The organism is Caldicellulosiruptor acetigenus, assembly GCF_026914305.1.
GTDB lineage: Bacteria > Bacillota > Thermoanaerobacteria > Caldicellulosiruptorales > Caldicellulosiruptoraceae > Caldicellulosiruptor > Caldicellulosiruptor acetigenus.
The window spans coordinates 1,758,462-1,771,958 of record NZ_CP113866.1 but is presented as its reverse complement, the minus strand read 5'-3'; the positions used below and the strand labels follow the sequence as shown (position 1 = coordinate 1,771,958).

The 13,497-nt window shown below is 35.5% G+C and carries 18 protein-coding genes; all 18 read left to right on the top strand.

The annotated features are described in order from the left end of the window. The first annotated feature begins 3 nt into the window (after positions 1-3). The 18 genes from OTK01_RS08865 to OTK01_RS08780 all read left to right on the top strand — a co-directional run bounded on the left by OTK01_RS08865 (position 4) and on the right by OTK01_RS08780 (position 13,489). Entirely contained in the window at positions 4-366 is a 363-nt protein-coding gene (locus OTK01_RS08865) for a GntR family transcriptional regulator (protein ID WP_029228155.1), read from the top strand. Further along, positions 353-982 carry a hypothetical protein gene (locus OTK01_RS08860; RefSeq protein ID WP_035168221.1) on the top strand — a complete coding sequence of 210 codons (630 nt, stop codon included), beginning with the start codon at positions 353-355 and terminating at the stop codon, positions 980-982. Before OTK01_RS08865 ends, OTK01_RS08860 begins: the two co-directional genes overlap by 14 nt. 1 nt (position 983) lies before the next feature. Beyond that, entirely contained in the window at positions 984-1,838 is an 855-nt protein-coding gene (locus OTK01_RS08855) for an ABC transporter ATP-binding protein (RefSeq protein WP_029228157.1), read from the top strand. Positions 1,839-2,013: 175 nt separating this feature from the next. Beyond that, positions 2,014-2,364, top strand: coding sequence for a YlxM family DNA-binding protein (gene ylxM / locus OTK01_RS08850; protein WP_011917672.1), 351 nt, complete (start codon positions 2,014-2,016; stop codon positions 2,362-2,364). Then, the gene (gene ffh, locus OTK01_RS08845; RefSeq protein WP_029228158.1) at positions 2,357-3,688 is read left to right on the top strand and encodes a signal recognition particle protein; all 1,332 of its coding nucleotides are present in this window, start codon (positions 2,357-2,359) and stop codon (positions 3,686-3,688) included. Before ylxM ends, ffh begins: the two co-directional genes overlap by 8 nt. Positions 3,689-3,723: 35 nt before the next feature. Then, positions 3,724-3,969 (top strand): 30S ribosomal protein S16, encoded by a 246-nt coding sequence (gene rpsP / locus OTK01_RS08840; RefSeq protein WP_013290832.1) that lies wholly within the window; start codon positions 3,724-3,726, stop codon positions 3,967-3,969. Positions 3,970-3,998: 29 nt separating this feature from the next. Continuing rightward, a complete protein-coding gene (locus OTK01_RS08835; protein ID WP_013290831.1) occupies positions 3,999-4,232 on the top strand; it encodes a KH domain-containing protein in 234 nt (77 codons plus the stop codon). A 49-nt stretch (positions 4,233-4,281) separates the two neighbouring features. Next, positions 4,282-4,791, top strand: a complete 510-nt coding sequence (gene rimM / locus OTK01_RS08830; RefSeq protein WP_013432285.1) for a ribosome maturation factor RimM — start codon at positions 4,282-4,284, stop codon at positions 4,789-4,791. 2 nt (positions 4,792-4,793) lie between these two features. Then, positions 4,794-5,531 carry a tRNA (guanosine(37)-N1)-methyltransferase TrmD gene (trmD, locus tag OTK01_RS08825; protein WP_029228159.1) on the top strand — a complete coding sequence of 246 codons (738 nt, stop codon included), beginning with the start codon at positions 4,794-4,796 and terminating at the stop codon, positions 5,529-5,531. Positions 5,532-5,638: 107 nt separating this feature from the next. Beyond that, a complete protein-coding gene (rplS, locus tag OTK01_RS08820) occupies positions 5,639-6,031 on the top strand; it encodes a 50S ribosomal protein L19 (protein ID WP_029228160.1) in 393 nt (130 codons plus the stop codon). Between the two features lie 52 nt (positions 6,032-6,083). Further along, on the top strand, positions 6,084-6,932 hold the full coding sequence (ylqF, locus tag OTK01_RS08815) for a ribosome biogenesis GTPase YlqF (protein ID WP_029228161.1): 849 nt from the start codon (positions 6,084-6,086) through the stop codon (positions 6,930-6,932). Beyond that, on the top strand, positions 6,913-7,533 hold the full coding sequence (locus OTK01_RS08810) for a ribonuclease HII (RefSeq protein ID WP_029228162.1): 621 nt from the start codon (positions 6,913-6,915) through the stop codon (positions 7,531-7,533). Before ylqF ends, OTK01_RS08810 begins: the two co-directional genes overlap by 20 nt. A gap of 10 nt (positions 7,534-7,543) precedes the next feature. Next, the gene (locus OTK01_RS08805) at positions 7,544-8,956 is read left to right on the top strand and encodes a hypothetical protein (protein WP_029228163.1); all 1,413 of its coding nucleotides are present in this window, start codon (positions 7,544-7,546) and stop codon (positions 8,954-8,956) included. 4 nt (positions 8,957-8,960) lie between these two features. Next, positions 8,961-9,245 carry an EscU/YscU/HrcU family type III secretion system export apparatus switch protein gene (locus tag OTK01_RS08800; protein WP_029228164.1) on the top strand — a complete coding sequence of 95 codons (285 nt, stop codon included), beginning with the start codon at positions 8,961-8,963 and terminating at the stop codon, positions 9,243-9,245. Next, entirely contained in the window at positions 9,242-9,601 is a 360-nt protein-coding gene (locus OTK01_RS08795) for a YraN family protein (RefSeq protein WP_013432292.1), read from the top strand. Before OTK01_RS08800 ends, OTK01_RS08795 begins: the two co-directional genes overlap by 4 nt. Positions 9,602-9,726: 125 nt before the next feature. Then, positions 9,727-10,605 carry a dipicolinate synthase subunit DpsA gene (dpsA, locus tag OTK01_RS08790; protein WP_029228165.1) on the top strand — a complete coding sequence of 293 codons (879 nt, stop codon included), beginning with the start codon at positions 9,727-9,729 and terminating at the stop codon, positions 10,603-10,605. 4 nt (positions 10,606-10,609) lie between these two features. Continuing rightward, positions 10,610-11,206: a dipicolinate synthase subunit B gene (locus OTK01_RS08785; protein ID WP_014042671.1), complete on the top strand. Its 597-nt coding sequence runs from the start codon at positions 10,610-10,612 to the stop codon at positions 11,204-11,206. 99 nt (positions 11,207-11,305) lie between these two features. Further along, positions 11,306-13,489 (top strand): FtsK/SpoIIIE family DNA translocase, encoded by a 2,184-nt coding sequence (locus OTK01_RS08780; protein WP_029228166.1) that lies wholly within the window; start codon positions 11,306-11,308, stop codon positions 13,487-13,489. Positions 13,490-13,497: the final 8 nt, after the last annotated feature.

The following is a 13,497-nucleotide window of genomic DNA, read 5'->3' as shown; positions in this document are numbered from 1 at the left end:
AAAATGCTAAGAAAAGTTGATAAACACAGCGGTGTTCCTGCATACGTGCAGATTGTCAACATGATAAAGTCAGAGATAATACTTGGAAATCTTCAGCAGGGTTCACAGCTTCCAACTGTGAGAGAACTTCAGGCAATTTTTGATGTGAATATAAACACAGTCTTAAAAGCATTGGAAAAACTAAAAACAGAAGGTTTTATTGAAGCAGAACAGGGGATTGGGTATTTTGTGAGGAAGGATATTGATGTTGACAAAAAGATAATTGAGATAATAAAAGAGTGTGTTAGGGAACTTAAAAGTCATCAAATGGATTTTTACACAGCAATGATTATATTTGAGGAGGTGTGGAAAAATGAAGGGGTTTGAATTTTCAAGAATTTTAAATTTTAATATTGAAGAAAATCTAACAAAAATGGATATTTACATTGAAAAAGAGCTAAAGGAAAAAACAGGTCAAATACTATTTTTCACGCTAATATTACTTATACCGAGTTTTACCATAAGAGTTATTGGCATAATACTTCTATGTTCTGCGATGCTTGTAAACGATATTAAGAATAAGAATGTTGAGCTTTTGTATTTTTTGCCATTCTCAAAGAAAGAGCTTTTCCTGTATAATCTAATATTTTTAGTTTTTGTAATTTCAATAACATCGGCAGTTGATAAAATATACTATAACCTGACCATTTTAGAAGGGTTATTGGCTATTTTAAAAACAATCATCGCACTTTTAGCAATTTACGGGATAAGTATGTTATTCACGACATTGGGACATGATGGTTTTATTTGGAGTGTTGTAATAACAATTGCAGATGCTTTGCTGGGAGATTTAGGCTCAATTAATTTGAATTCAGCTGATTTTAATCCGTACAGTTTAATAAGCTTTACAAAGCAGGGGAACATGATTTTAGCCTTTTTGTATGCTGCTCTGATTTGCTTTCTGGCATACTTTGCATATATTAAAAAAGGTGGTGAGAACTGAGATGGTGGCAGTAGAAGTCAAGAATTTGAGCAAAAGAATAGGTGGCAAACAGATTTTATCTGATGTAAGTTTTTCAGTTCAAAAAGGTGAGATATTAGCTCTTGTTGGTCCTAATGGAGCTGGTAAAACAACAACTCTAAAATGTATAATAAATGCAACTTCCAAAGATACCGGAGAAATTTTGATTTTTGGCAAGCCTTTTGAACCTTCTTTAAAGAAAAACATAGCATTTGTTTCTGAGCACAGAAAAGTTTTTTCGAAATTCACATTGGGTGATTACCATAAAATGTATCAAGCCTTATATCCAAATTGGGATGAGGTTTTTTTCAAAAATTTTCTTTCGCATTATGGGTTTAGCTTTAATCAAGAACTTTCTAAATTTTCAATGGGTCAAAGAACACTTATTCTTGTTATCTTAGCATTGGCAACAAATGCAGATCTGGTGCTATTAGATGAACCCACTCAAAACCTTGACCCAACGGTGAGATTTGAGCTAATTCAACTTATAAAACAATATGTTCAAGAGAAGAATATAGCAGTTGTAGTATCTTCACATGAGATTTTTGAACTTGAGGAGTATGCAACAAATATTGCAATAATCAAAAATGGCAGAATTTTATACTGCGATTCAATTGATGATGCTAAGCAAAAACATAGAATAGTCTCTTCAATGGCAAACTTGAAGGATGCAGAAGTTATCGGTTTGCTTGACGGTGAGGTTTTAGTAAGAACTGAAAAAGAAATGGGAGAATATCCCCGATTAAATCAAATTATAATTGGCTATTTAAGAGGGAAAGAAGGTATGCAGGAAATTAAAAGTGGTTATTTGCAGATAACGGATTTAAATTCCATATAAGTTTGCCTTGAGTTGCCTGAAAAAGTGTAGCACCTTTGCTTTTGTATTCCTAGGCAAAAATAGCGAAGGTGCTTTTTTCGTTGTCAATCACAAAAAAATTTTGACAAAAGAGCTTGGATTTATTATCATATAATAGTGTCAAGTTTTTAAGCTTTACAGTGAGATGAAATATAAAATGCAGCAAGAAAATAAGGTATATTTGAGTCTTCTTTATGACTTTTATAAAGACTTTTTGACCGAAAGACAAAAAAAGATTATAGAGCTGTATGTAAATGAAGATTTAACCTTGGGAGAAATATCAAAAGAACTTGGCATATCACGGCAGGGTGTTTTTGATGCATTTAGAAAAGCAGAAATAGCCTTGAAAAGGTATGAGGCAAAGCTGAAATTAGCAGACAAGTATTATAAAAACAGGAGCATAATTGAAGAGGTCCTACAGAAACTTAGGAGAATATACGAGAGATATAAAGATGAAGAAATAATGAGCATAATAAATAGTATTCAGGAGTGGCAAGAAAATGTTTAGTAGTCTTTCTGAAAAACTGCAAGATGTTTTCAAAAGACTTAAAGGTAAGGGCAAGCTAACAGAGAAAGATATTAAAGATGCTATGAAAGAAGTAAAACTTGCCCTTTTAGAGGCTGATGTAAACTACAAAGTGGTAAAAGATTTTATCAACACTGTGACACAAAAGGCTGTGGGAGAAGAGGTTTTAGAAAGCCTCACTCCTGCTCAGCAGGTAATAAAAATTGTGTACGATGAGATGGTAAATCTTCTGGGTGGAAGTGACACAAAACTTACATTTTCACCAAGCGGGTTTTCCATCTATATGATGGTTGGTCTTCAAGGTTCTGGTAAGACTACAACAGCTGGAAAGCTTGCCGGGCTTTTAAAAAAGCAGGGCAAAAACCCTTTGCTTGTTGCCTGTGATATATATAGACCTGCTGCAATAAAACAATTAGAAGTTGTTGCACAAAAAGTAGGAGTGAAATGTTTTGCAGATTACAACAGCAAAGATGCTGTTAAGATAGCAAAGGAAGGCATTGAGTTTGCAAAGGCTAATAGATGCGATGTTGCCATTGTTGACACTGCAGGAAGACTTCACATAAATCAAGAACTTATGGACGAGCTGGTTAGTATCAAAAATGCAATAAAGCCAACAGAAATTTTGCTTGTATTAGATGCTATGACAGGACAGGATGCTGTGAATGTTGCTACAGCTTTCAATGAGCAGCTTGGCATAGATGGAATTATTATGACAAAGCTTGACGGTGATACACGAGGCGGAGCCGCACTCTCTGTCAAGGCAATAACTGGCAAGCCTATAAAGTTTGCCGGTGTTGGCGAGAAGATGGAAGATTTAGAGGCTTTTCATCCTGACAGGATGGCTTCCCGAATACTTGGAATGGGAGATATTTTGACATTAATAGAAAAGGCTCAGGAGGCAATTGACCAGAAAAAGGCTGAGGAGCTTGAAAAAAAGCTCAGAAGCATGCAGTTTACCCTTGAAGACTTTTTAGACCAGCTAAAGCAGATAAAGAAGATGGGACCTTTATCTCAGATTATTTCCATGATACCTGGTGTCAAGTTAAAAGGCGATGTAGATTTTGATGCTGGTGAGAAGGAACTTAAAAAGATAGAAGCAATCATAAATTCCATGACAAAAGAAGAGCGCCAAGACCCAAGCATTATTAATTCCAGCAGAAAAAGAAGAATTGCTATGGGGTCAGGCACCACTGTGCAGGATGTAAACAGGCTTTTGAAACAGTTTGAAGATATGAAAAAGATGATGAAACAATTTTCAAATCCTAACTTTGCTAAGAAAGGAAAATTTAAATTTCCTTTCATGTAATACATCAAAACATTTAAAAGAGGAGGTGATTATGAGTGGCAGTAAGAATAAGACTCAAAAGAATGGGTGCAAAAAACAATCCTTTTTATAGAATTGTTGTAGCAGATTCAAGAACACCGAGAGATGGAAAGACAATTGACGAGATTGGCTATTACAATCCTTTGAAGAATCCTGCTGACATCAAGGTTGATGTTGAAAAAGCAAAAAAATGGCTATCATACGGTGCTCAGCCAACAGATACTGTAAAAATTCTGCTTAAAAAAGCTGGCGTCATTGAATAAAACATACGTAGAAGGAGGGGGAGTTTGTCATGCTAAAAGATTTAGTTGAGGTCATAGCAAAATCTTTAGTTGACAATCCAGACCAGGTAAAGGTTAGCGAAATCCACGGTGAGCAGTCAGTAATTATTGAGCTTAAAGTTGCTCCTGAAGATATGGGAAAGGTCATTGGCAAGCAGGGAAGAATAGCAAGAGCTATAAGAACAGTTGTCAGAGCTGCAGCAAACAAAGACAACAAGAGAGTTATAGTTGAGATTTTACAATAAAAGAGTTAGGCTTATCTTGCCTAACTCTTTTTTAAAAAGGAGGTAGAATATGCATAAGTACCTCCAGGTTGGCAAGATTGTAAATACTTTTGGACTAAAAGGTGAAGTTAAGGTAATACCTCTTACAGATGAGGTTGACAGGTTTTCTGAGCTTGAATATGTTCTTTTGGAAGACAACCTTTCAACAAAGCTCACAATTGAAAGATATAGAGTAAAAGATAATATTGTGATAATCAAGTTCAAAGAAATTTCCAGCATAGATGAAGCACAAAAGCTGAAAAACAGGTATATAGTGATAGAAAGAGAAAGAGCCAAAAAACTGCCAGAAGACACTTATTTTATATGCGATATCATTGGGCTTGAGGTGTATGATTTAGATGGTAGAAAACTGGGTAGAATAAAGGATGTTTTAAAAACGGGCAGCAACGATGTGTACATTTGTGATAGTTATATAGGAAAGAAAGATATATTGATTCCTGCTTTGAAAGACATTGTAAAAGAGGTCAATATTGAAGAGGGATATATGAAAATAAAGGTTGTTGAAGGGTTGTTAGATTGAAAATGGTATTCAAAGTTCTAACTTTATTTCCAGAAGTTATTTTATCTGCAACAAACTACAGTATATTAAAAAGAGCTCAAGAAAAAGGTTTAATAAAGGTAGAAGCAATTAATATAAGAGATTTTACAGTTGATAAGCATAAAAGAGCTGATGATTATCCATATGGCGGCGGCTGCGGGATGGTAATGACTGCCCAGCCGATAATTGATGCATATGAGAGTATAAAACCAGCCAAACCTCACAGAGTTATTTATCTTACACCTCAAGGTAAAACATACACTCAGCGGTATGCAGAGCAGCTGTCAAAAGAAGAAGAGATTATAATTATATGTGGGCACTATGAAGGAATTGACCAGAGAGTAATTGACATGATTGTGACAGACGAGATTTCTATAGGAGACTATGTTTTAACTGGAGGAGAGTATGCTGCACTTGTGGTGATTGACTCAGTTTCGCGGCTTTTAAAGGGTGTCATTGAAGAAAAGTCAGCTCAAGAAGAGAGTTTTTCAACAGGACTTTTGGAATATCCGCAGTATACAAGACCGTCTGAATTCAGGGGCAAAAAAATTCCTGAAGTACTTTTGTGTGGAGACCATGAGAAGATAAGAAAGTGGAGAAGGTATCAGAGCTTACTGAAAACAATAAAAAACAGGCCTGATTTGCTTGAAAACTTTGAGCTTACCGACGAAGACAGAGAATTTTTAATTAAATATTGTGAGACGCAAAAAATTGTGTTATAATTACACATGTTCATTTTTGGGCTTTTTTCTTGTAAATAAAGTACATGGTCCTCTGCAAACACGGTTTGCAAGAACATCCTTATTGCTGGAAGGAGGGAAAGTGGTAGATGGATATAATCAGAGAGATTGAAAGCGAAATGCTAAGAAAAGATATTCCTGATTTTAAGCCTGGCGACACAGTAAGAGTTTACTTTAAGGTTATTGAAGGTGGAAGAGAAAGGGTGCAAGCTTTCGAAGGGCTTGTCATAAAAAGAAGAGGAAAAGGGCTTTCGGAAACTTTCACAGTCAGACGAATTTCGTATGGTGTTGGTGTTGAAAGAGTATTCCCTCTTCACTCACCAAGGCTTGAGAAGATTGAAGTTATAAGAAGAGGTAAAGTAAGAAGAGCAAAACTCTATTACATCCGTGAAAAGATAGGCAAGGCTGCAAAGATTAAAGAGCTTGTTCAGCAGCCAAACAATAAAGAAAATGACAATAATACCGAAGAGACTAATGCTTAAAAAAGCTTAGTCTCTTTTTTATATTTACAACAAAAAGAGGAGGATTTTTGCTTTGATTGTTCAGTGGTATCCTGGCCATATGCAAAAGGCAAAAAGAGAAATTTTAGAACTGAACAAGTATATTGATTTGTACCTAATTTTGCTTGATGCAAGAGCACCTTTGAGTTCCAGAAACGAACAGTTAGAAAGCTTGATAAAAGATAAACCCAAAATCTATGTTCTGAACAAATCAGATTTAGCCGATGAAAAAAAGAACGAGGAATTTGTAAAATATTTTCAGGAAAATAACCAGGTTGCTGTGTGCATTGATTCTTTGAAAGGTACAAACGTAAAGAATATATTGAAAATAGCCGAAAATTTATTAAAAGACAAGATTGAAGAGGCAAAACAAAAAGGAAGAAAGAAGATTATAAGATTTGGTGTGCTTGGCATACCAAATGTCGGAAAGTCGACGCTTATAAACAAGATAACAAACTCAGCCAAGGCAAAAACAGGTGACAAGCCTGGTGTGACAAGAGCAAAGCAGTGGATAAAAATCAACGACTATTTTGAGATGCTTGACACACCAGGAATACTTGTGCCAAAGCTTGAAGATGATACTGTTGCTATAAAGCTTTGTGCGATAGGCAGTATTAAAGAGGAGCTGTTTGACAAAGAACTTGTTGCAAAGAAAACAATTGAGATGATAAAGAAAAGATATTGCCAGCTGCTTAACCAAAAGTATTCGATCGATTTTTCCACCCTTTCGGAGGAAGAGTACTTAATAGAAATTGGTAAGAAAAGAGGATGTGTACTTAAAGAGGGCAGGATTGATACTCTTAAAGCAGCAACAATATTTTTGGACGATTTGAGAAAAGGAAAGATTGGGAGGATAACACTTGATGAGGTTGTCGGAAGATGAAAACTATTTTGAAATAGAAGAAAAGCTTTTAAATGAAGGTTACAGATTTATTTGCGGAGTTGATGAGGCAGGGAGAGGTCCTTTGGCAGGACCTGTTTTTGCCGCAGCAGTTGTAATGGACAGAAAAAGAATAATTGAAGGTGTGAGAGACTCAAAGAAGCTGACTCCTAAAAAGAGAGAAAAGCTTTTTGAAGAGATAATAAAAGAGAGCATAGCCTATTCTGTTGCTATGGTGGATAGCAAAATCATAGATGAGATAAACATAAACAATGCAACTTTTTTGGCCATGAAAAATGCTATTGAAAACTTAAAAATTGAGCCTGACATAGTACTGGTTGATGGCTATGAAATTCCGAACCTGAGCTTTAATCAAATGGCTATTATAAAAGGTGATAGAAAATCCTACTCAATTGCCTGTGCGTCAATCTTAGCAAAGGTTTCAAGGGATAGATATATAGTAGAGATTTCTTCAAAGTACCCGGTTTATAAATTTGAAAAACACAAAGGGTATGGTACAAAAGAGCACATAGAGATTTTGCAGAAATATGGTCCGTGCGAGATTCACAGGATTTCGTTTTTAAAAAATATCCTATCTCTGTAAGGTGAAAAATATGAATCAGGTAAATAATCTTGTAACTTTCTTCAAACAAAATAATATCAAGGAGATACTGAACCTTTTTGACTCCTCAACAAAAGAGTTTGATGCTCAGGTTATAGGGGTTGAAGGAGATAGGCTTATTCTGAATGTAGGTTCAAAGACAATTTTAGCTCAAAATAGCTCCTCATTTTCTTTCAATCCAGGTGACAAGGTGCGTCTTGCAAATCCTGTTTGGAAAGATGGCAAGCTCACATTCAAGATAATGGATGTTGTTTCTAAACAAGAAAATTTTAATAATATATCTTACTTTGAAGATAAACTACGAGAAGAGACTTTATTTAAAACCCTCGATGCTATGAAGTTAAATAGCGTGTTTGACCTTACGGGAAAAGCCAAAGAAGAGATTTTCACCATCCCCGAAGAAAAATTACCAGTTGAATTTTTGGAGTTTGCAGACAAAGAAAAGGTGTTTGTTGCTTCTTTAGAAATTGAAAGGGATGAAAATGTCTTTTTGAAATTGTCTGATAAGACCTTTGAATTTAAAAAAGAGGTTTTTTTGGGAAGTCAAAATGAAAATGGGATATTGGAAAGGCTGAAATTTTCTGACTACAAAAGTGAGAGTTTCATAGTGGTATTCGAAAAAGGCAAAGGATTAATTTTTGTTCCTCAGAAGAATTTCATGAAGGATTTTTTTAAAAGTATGTTAAATGACCATATAGGAAATTTTGATATTAAAATAGATAATGAAAATGACTTATTTGCTTTTCTGGGCTTGATTTTTTCTAAAAAGCCTTTGTCAAAAGAGGAATTTATAAAAGAAAAAAGTGAATTTATAAGGTTTGTGGAGAAGATTAAAGAGATTTTTGAAAAATTTGAAAACAAAGAAGCGGTTAAACTTCAAGATATTGCCTTGAATAAAAAAGAGGAATTTTTGCTTTTCAAGATAGCTGACTCTCACAAAGAGTTTTCAGAACAAAAGGTGTTACAGCTGCTGGAGAAGATAAACCCAAATCAAAACCAGCAGGCCACACTTGATTTTGATACCTTTTACATGAATATTTTTAATCTCAAGTATGAGCTTAATAATCACCAATATGAAATTTCAGTTTTTGTTAACAAAAAGAAGGGAGTTTCAAACTTCAAAGCAAATTCCATTATGCTAAAGCTGACAACCCAGAACATTGGGACAATTGGCATTTATGTTAAAAAGGTTTCCCAAGGCAGTTTCAAATCAATCATAGTTTGTGAAAGGCTGTCAACTTTGAATTTGATAAGAGAAAATCAACAGAAGCTCTTAGAGCTTCTAAAAGAAAATGGGTATAAACTTGATATTGAGTACAAAATGGACCAAACCTCTAATTCTTCTCTTGCAGTTGACTATTTGATATTTGATAATACTTTAAGCAGGCTTGATTTGAAGGTGTGAAATAATGAATAAGAAAAAGGTAAAAAAAGCTGTGGCTATAAAGTATGAACTTGAGGACATAGCACCAAAAATTATTGCGAAAGGAAAAGGCTATGTTGCAGAAAAGATTATTGAAAAAGCAAAAGATGAAGACATTCCTGTATATGAAGACCAAACCATTGCAGAGAAGCTATTTAACTTGGAGCTTCAGGAGTATATTCCAGAGGATTTGTATGAAGTTGTCGCACAGATATTAGTTTTTATTGGGTATCTTGATAAAATTAACAAGGATGGAGAAAATAAAAGATGAATTTAAAACAGGTAGGAAGATTGGGTGAGGATTTAGCAGTTGACTTCCTAAAAAAACATGGATATGAAATTTTGAGAACCAACTTTCGATGCAGGCTTGGCGAAATTGACATAATAGCAAAAGAAGGGAGTACAATTGTATTTGTTGAGGTAAAAACAAGGAAGAGCTTGAAATTTGGCATGCCTTCAGAATCTGTCAACTTCAAAAAACAGCTTCACATAAAAAGGGTTGCTGAGTATTTCATTGCATACCATCTTTCGCAAGACAAGTATTTATACAGATTTGATGTTGTGGAGATATTTATAGATGGCAAAAATAATGTAACTAAAATAAATCTTATCAAAGATGCATTTTAAAAATATTAAAAAAGAGGCAAAAAGCTACCAAAAGTAGCTTTTATTTTTTTTGTCCAAGCACCTTTTTTAACCTCAAAACATAGACTATATTAGCTTTGCAGCAAGAACAAAAAAGAGGGGTAATGATGGAAAAACATATAGGTGTTATTGGTGGTGACCAGAGGAATTTGATTTTGGCGAAAAGCTTAGCTGATAAAGGATTTGATGTTTTGCTCTGGGCAACAGATAAAAGCAAAGCGTTTAATAGTCCAAATATAAACTTTGCAAAAAGTTTAGATGAAATTATTGAAAAATCAAAGGTATTAATAGGGCCAATTCCCTTCACACAGGATGGAAAGTATATATTTGCACCTCTTTCACAACAGTCAGTAGAGATACAAAGTTTAATAGAAAGGTTATCTGGCAAAGAGATTGTCCTCGTTGCAAGTGTAATTCCTGAAGATATAAAAAGTCTTTGCAGGGAGAAAAATGTGAAATTTTTTGACCTTTATGAAAAAGAAGAGCTTGCGATACTGAACGCAATTCCTACTGTTGAAGGGTGTTTGATGATTGCAATTGAGAAGATGCCAATTACCCTTCACTCTTCAAACATCTTAATACTTGGATATGGAAGAATAGGCAAAGTCCTTGCAAAAGTCTTGAAAGGATTTGAAGCAAATATATATGTGGCTTCAAGAAAAAGTTCAGATTTGACATGGTGCAAAGCATTAGGTTTTCTGCCAGTCCGCCTGTGTGATATAGCAGAGTATGTAAATAAAATGGATTTAATTGTCAACACCATTCCTGCCATGGTTGTGACAAAAGAAGTGATAGATAGGATAAGAGATGATACTCTTGTAATTGACCTTGCCTCAAAACCGGGCGGAGTGGATTTTGAATATGCAAGAAAAAAGGGGATTGAAGTTGTTCATGCGCTTTCTCTTCCTGGCAAGGTGGCGCCTGTTACAGCTGCCAAATATATATCTGAAGTGCTGTTGAGTTTGCTGGAAGAAATCTGGGGGTGATAGAGTGAGCTTGAATAATCTAAAAATAGGGTTTGCTATTACAGGGTCGTTCTGTACATTTGATCAAATAATACCTGTGATTGAAGAACTCAAAAAACAAGGTGCAATCATAACACCAATATTCAGTGAAAAAGTACAGACAACCGATACACGCTATGGAAAAGCGGACGAAGTTGTGAAGAGAATAGTTTCTATTTGTGGAAATACGCCAATAACAAATATTGTGGAGGCAGAACCTGTCGGTCCTAAAAAACTGTTTGATGTACTTATTGTTGCACCTGCAACAGGGAACTTTATTGCCAAGCTTGCAAATGGAATTGTTGATGAAACTCCTGTTATGTGCGCAAAAGCCCATCTTAGAAATCAAAGACCGGTGGTTATCGCAATATCTACAAACGATGCACTTGGCCTTAATTGTAAAAATCTTGCTACACTTCTTAACACAAAAAATATCTACTTTGTCCCATTTAGGCAGGATGACCCTTTAGCAAAACCAAATTCACTTGTTGCAGAATACACTCTTCTCATTCCCACAATAATTGAAGCACTTTCTGGCAGGCAAATTCAGCCGCTTTTGCTCTGTCCTGGTGCAAAAAAATGATTGAGCCCCCTGCAAAAGAATATTTTTGGGGGTTTTATTTTTTTGGAAAAAGGCTATAATATTCTTAGAAAAATAAGCACAGAAGAAGTGAAGGGATTTATGAGAGCAAAGGCAGTTTCGAAAAAGAAGAGATATAAAATAAAAAAAGAGGTTTTTGACAGGTTAAATGCCGAGGTGTACGGGACTTTTTTATTTTTTGTCTTTCTATTTCTTGTTTTTTCAGTTTCAACGAATAAAGTAGGAATAGTTGGCGATTTTGTCAAGAAAACCTTGCTGGGATGTTTTGGAGTTGGTGTTTTTTTAATCCTTGCTTTCATGCTCTATGTATCACTTGATTCAATTTTAAGAAGACCAAGGGTGTTTGACAAAAGGGATGTAATAGTATTTACCTATATACTTCTTATATTCATGATTTTCACCACCTTTATACAGGCAAACAAAAAAACTTTTGGTTCATTTATAAAGGTTTTAAAAGATGCATACTTTGATGGTTTGAACTTCAAGGGATTTGGTGTTTTTGGTTCTGCCATTACATACCCTTTTGTATCGTTATTTGGTTTTACAGGCACGCTCATTATTTGTTTTTCCACGCTTATAATCATGAGCATGATTGTTTTCAGCTTTTCTATAAGGGATTTTTTGAAACAGAGAAAGCTTAAAAATACCCAGCAAAATGAAAAAAGGGTAGAAGGGACTGAAGAGGATATAAAGATAAAAAGCAATGGGTTTTACAACTTCAATCTTGATGCTGATATAGAAGAAGAAAAAAAAAGTGAAGAGGTCATTGTAAATATACCCAAAAAATCTAAGGAAAGTAATAAGGTTGCAGCCAAAAAGCAAACATTACAATCAAGCAGTCAATATTTGTATCCTCCCATTGATTATCTTAAAAAACCAAATGATAACTTGCAGGTTTCAAGAAAAGATATAAACGAAAACATAAGAAAGCTGGAAGAGACTTTAAAAAACTTTGGCATTGAAGCTCAGGTGACGGAAGTAAGTGTTGGACCCACAATTACAAGATATGAGCTGCAGCCGGGCCAGGGTGTAAAGGTCAGCAGAATTGTCAATCTTTCTGATGACATTGCGCTTGCACTGGCAGCACCATCTGTCAGAATTGAGGCGCCAATTCCAAATAAGTCTGCAATAGGAATAGAAATTCCAAATAGAGAACCAAAACCTGTTTATATAAGAGAGCTGATTGAAAGTCCAGATTTTTACACGCTGCAGTACAAGATACCATTTGCCATAGGTAAAGACGTTGCAGGAAGTCCTGTAATAGCAGATATAACAAAAATGCCTCACCTTTTGATTGCAGGTGCAACAGGGTCGGGTAAGAGTGTGTGTATAAATTCGCTTATAATAAGCATTCTTTACAGGTGCGTACCTGATGAGGTAAAACTGATTTTGATTGACCCAAAGGTTGTTGAGCTAAGTCTGTACAATGGCATACCTCACCTTTTAATACCGGTTGTAACAGACGCTAAAAAGGCTGCAAACGCACTTGCCTGGGCAGTTCAAGAGATGACAAACAGGTACAAGCTCTTTGCTGCAGCGGGTGTAAGAGACATTGTGGGTTATAACAAGTGGTGTGAGGAAAATGGACAAGAAAAACTTCCATATATTGTTATCATTATAGATGAGCTTGCCGACCTTATGATGGTATCACCTGCCGAGGTTGAAGACAGTATATGCAGGCTTGCACAGATGGCACGAGCAGCGGGTATGCATCTTGTTGTTGCGACCCAGAGACCTTCTGTAGATGTCATCACTGGTCTTATAAAGGCAAATATTCCGTCGCGAATAGCCTTTGCAGTGTCATCCCAGGTTGACTCACGCACAATTTTAGACCAGGCGGGAGCTGAAAAACTTTTGGGAAGAGGCGATATGCTATATCTTCCAATAGGTTTGGCAAAACCTCTGAGAGTCCAAGGTGCGTATGTTTCTGAAAGCGAAGTTGAGAAGGTTGTGGAGTTTTTAAAACAGAACTTTAACATTGAGTACAATCAGGAAGTGATTGAAGAGATAAACAGCAAGGTTTTAGATGTTAAAGATGATAAGGCTGATGAGCTTTTAATAAAGGCTATTCAGCTTGTGGTGGAAGCGCAGAATGTTTCAACCTCATTTTTGCAAAGAAAACTCAGAATTGGTTATTCAAGAGCGGCAAGGCTAATTGACCAGATGGAGGAAAGAGGAATAATTAGCAAGATGGATTCTACAGGCAAGCGACAGGTTTTAATAACCAAAGAGCAGTTTGACGAAATGCTTATGAATATGGAGTGAGAAAGTAG

Excerpts from the sequence above, each read along its gene's own strand:
- OTK01_RS08865 (WP_029228155.1), top strand. The coding sequence starts at position 4 with ATGCTAAGAAAAGTTGATAAACACAGCGGTGTTCCTGCATACGTGCAG.
- OTK01_RS08860 (WP_035168221.1), top strand. The coding sequence starts at position 353 with ATGAAGGGGTTTGAATTTTCAAGAATTTTAAATTTTAATATTGAAGAA.
- OTK01_RS08855 (WP_029228157.1), top strand. The coding sequence starts at position 984 with ATGGTGGCAGTAGAAGTCAAGAATTTGAGCAAAAGAATAGGTGGCAAA.
- ylxM (WP_011917672.1), top strand. The coding sequence starts at position 2,014 with ATGCAGCAAGAAAATAAGGTATATTTGAGTCTTCTTTATGACTTTTAT.
- ffh (WP_029228158.1), top strand. The coding sequence starts at position 2,357 with ATGTTTAGTAGTCTTTCTGAAAAACTGCAAGATGTTTTCAAAAGACTT.
- OTK01_RS08835 (WP_013290831.1), top strand. The coding sequence starts at position 3,999 with ATGCTAAAAGATTTAGTTGAGGTCATAGCAAAATCTTTAGTTGACAAT.
- rimM (WP_013432285.1), top strand. The coding sequence starts at position 4,282 with ATGCATAAGTACCTCCAGGTTGGCAAGATTGTAAATACTTTTGGACTA.
- trmD (WP_029228159.1), top strand. The coding sequence starts at position 4,794 with ATGGTATTCAAAGTTCTAACTTTATTTCCAGAAGTTATTTTATCTGCA.
- rplS (WP_029228160.1), top strand. The coding sequence starts at position 5,639 with ATGGATATAATCAGAGAGATTGAAAGCGAAATGCTAAGAAAAGATATT.
- OTK01_RS08810 (WP_029228162.1), top strand. The coding sequence starts at position 6,913 with ATGAGGTTGTCGGAAGATGAAAACTATTTTGAAATAGAAGAAAAGCTT.
- OTK01_RS08805 (WP_029228163.1), top strand. The coding sequence starts at position 7,544 with ATGAATCAGGTAAATAATCTTGTAACTTTCTTCAAACAAAATAATATC.
- OTK01_RS08800 (WP_029228164.1), top strand. The coding sequence starts at position 8,961 with ATGAATAAGAAAAAGGTAAAAAAAGCTGTGGCTATAAAGTATGAACTT.
- OTK01_RS08795 (WP_013432292.1), top strand. The coding sequence starts at position 9,242 with ATGAATTTAAAACAGGTAGGAAGATTGGGTGAGGATTTAGCAGTTGAC.
- dpsA (WP_029228165.1), top strand. The coding sequence starts at position 9,727 with ATGGAAAAACATATAGGTGTTATTGGTGGTGACCAGAGGAATTTGATT.
- OTK01_RS08780 (WP_029228166.1), top strand. The coding sequence starts at position 11,306 with ATGAGAGCAAAGGCAGTTTCGAAAAAGAAGAGATATAAAATAAAAAAA.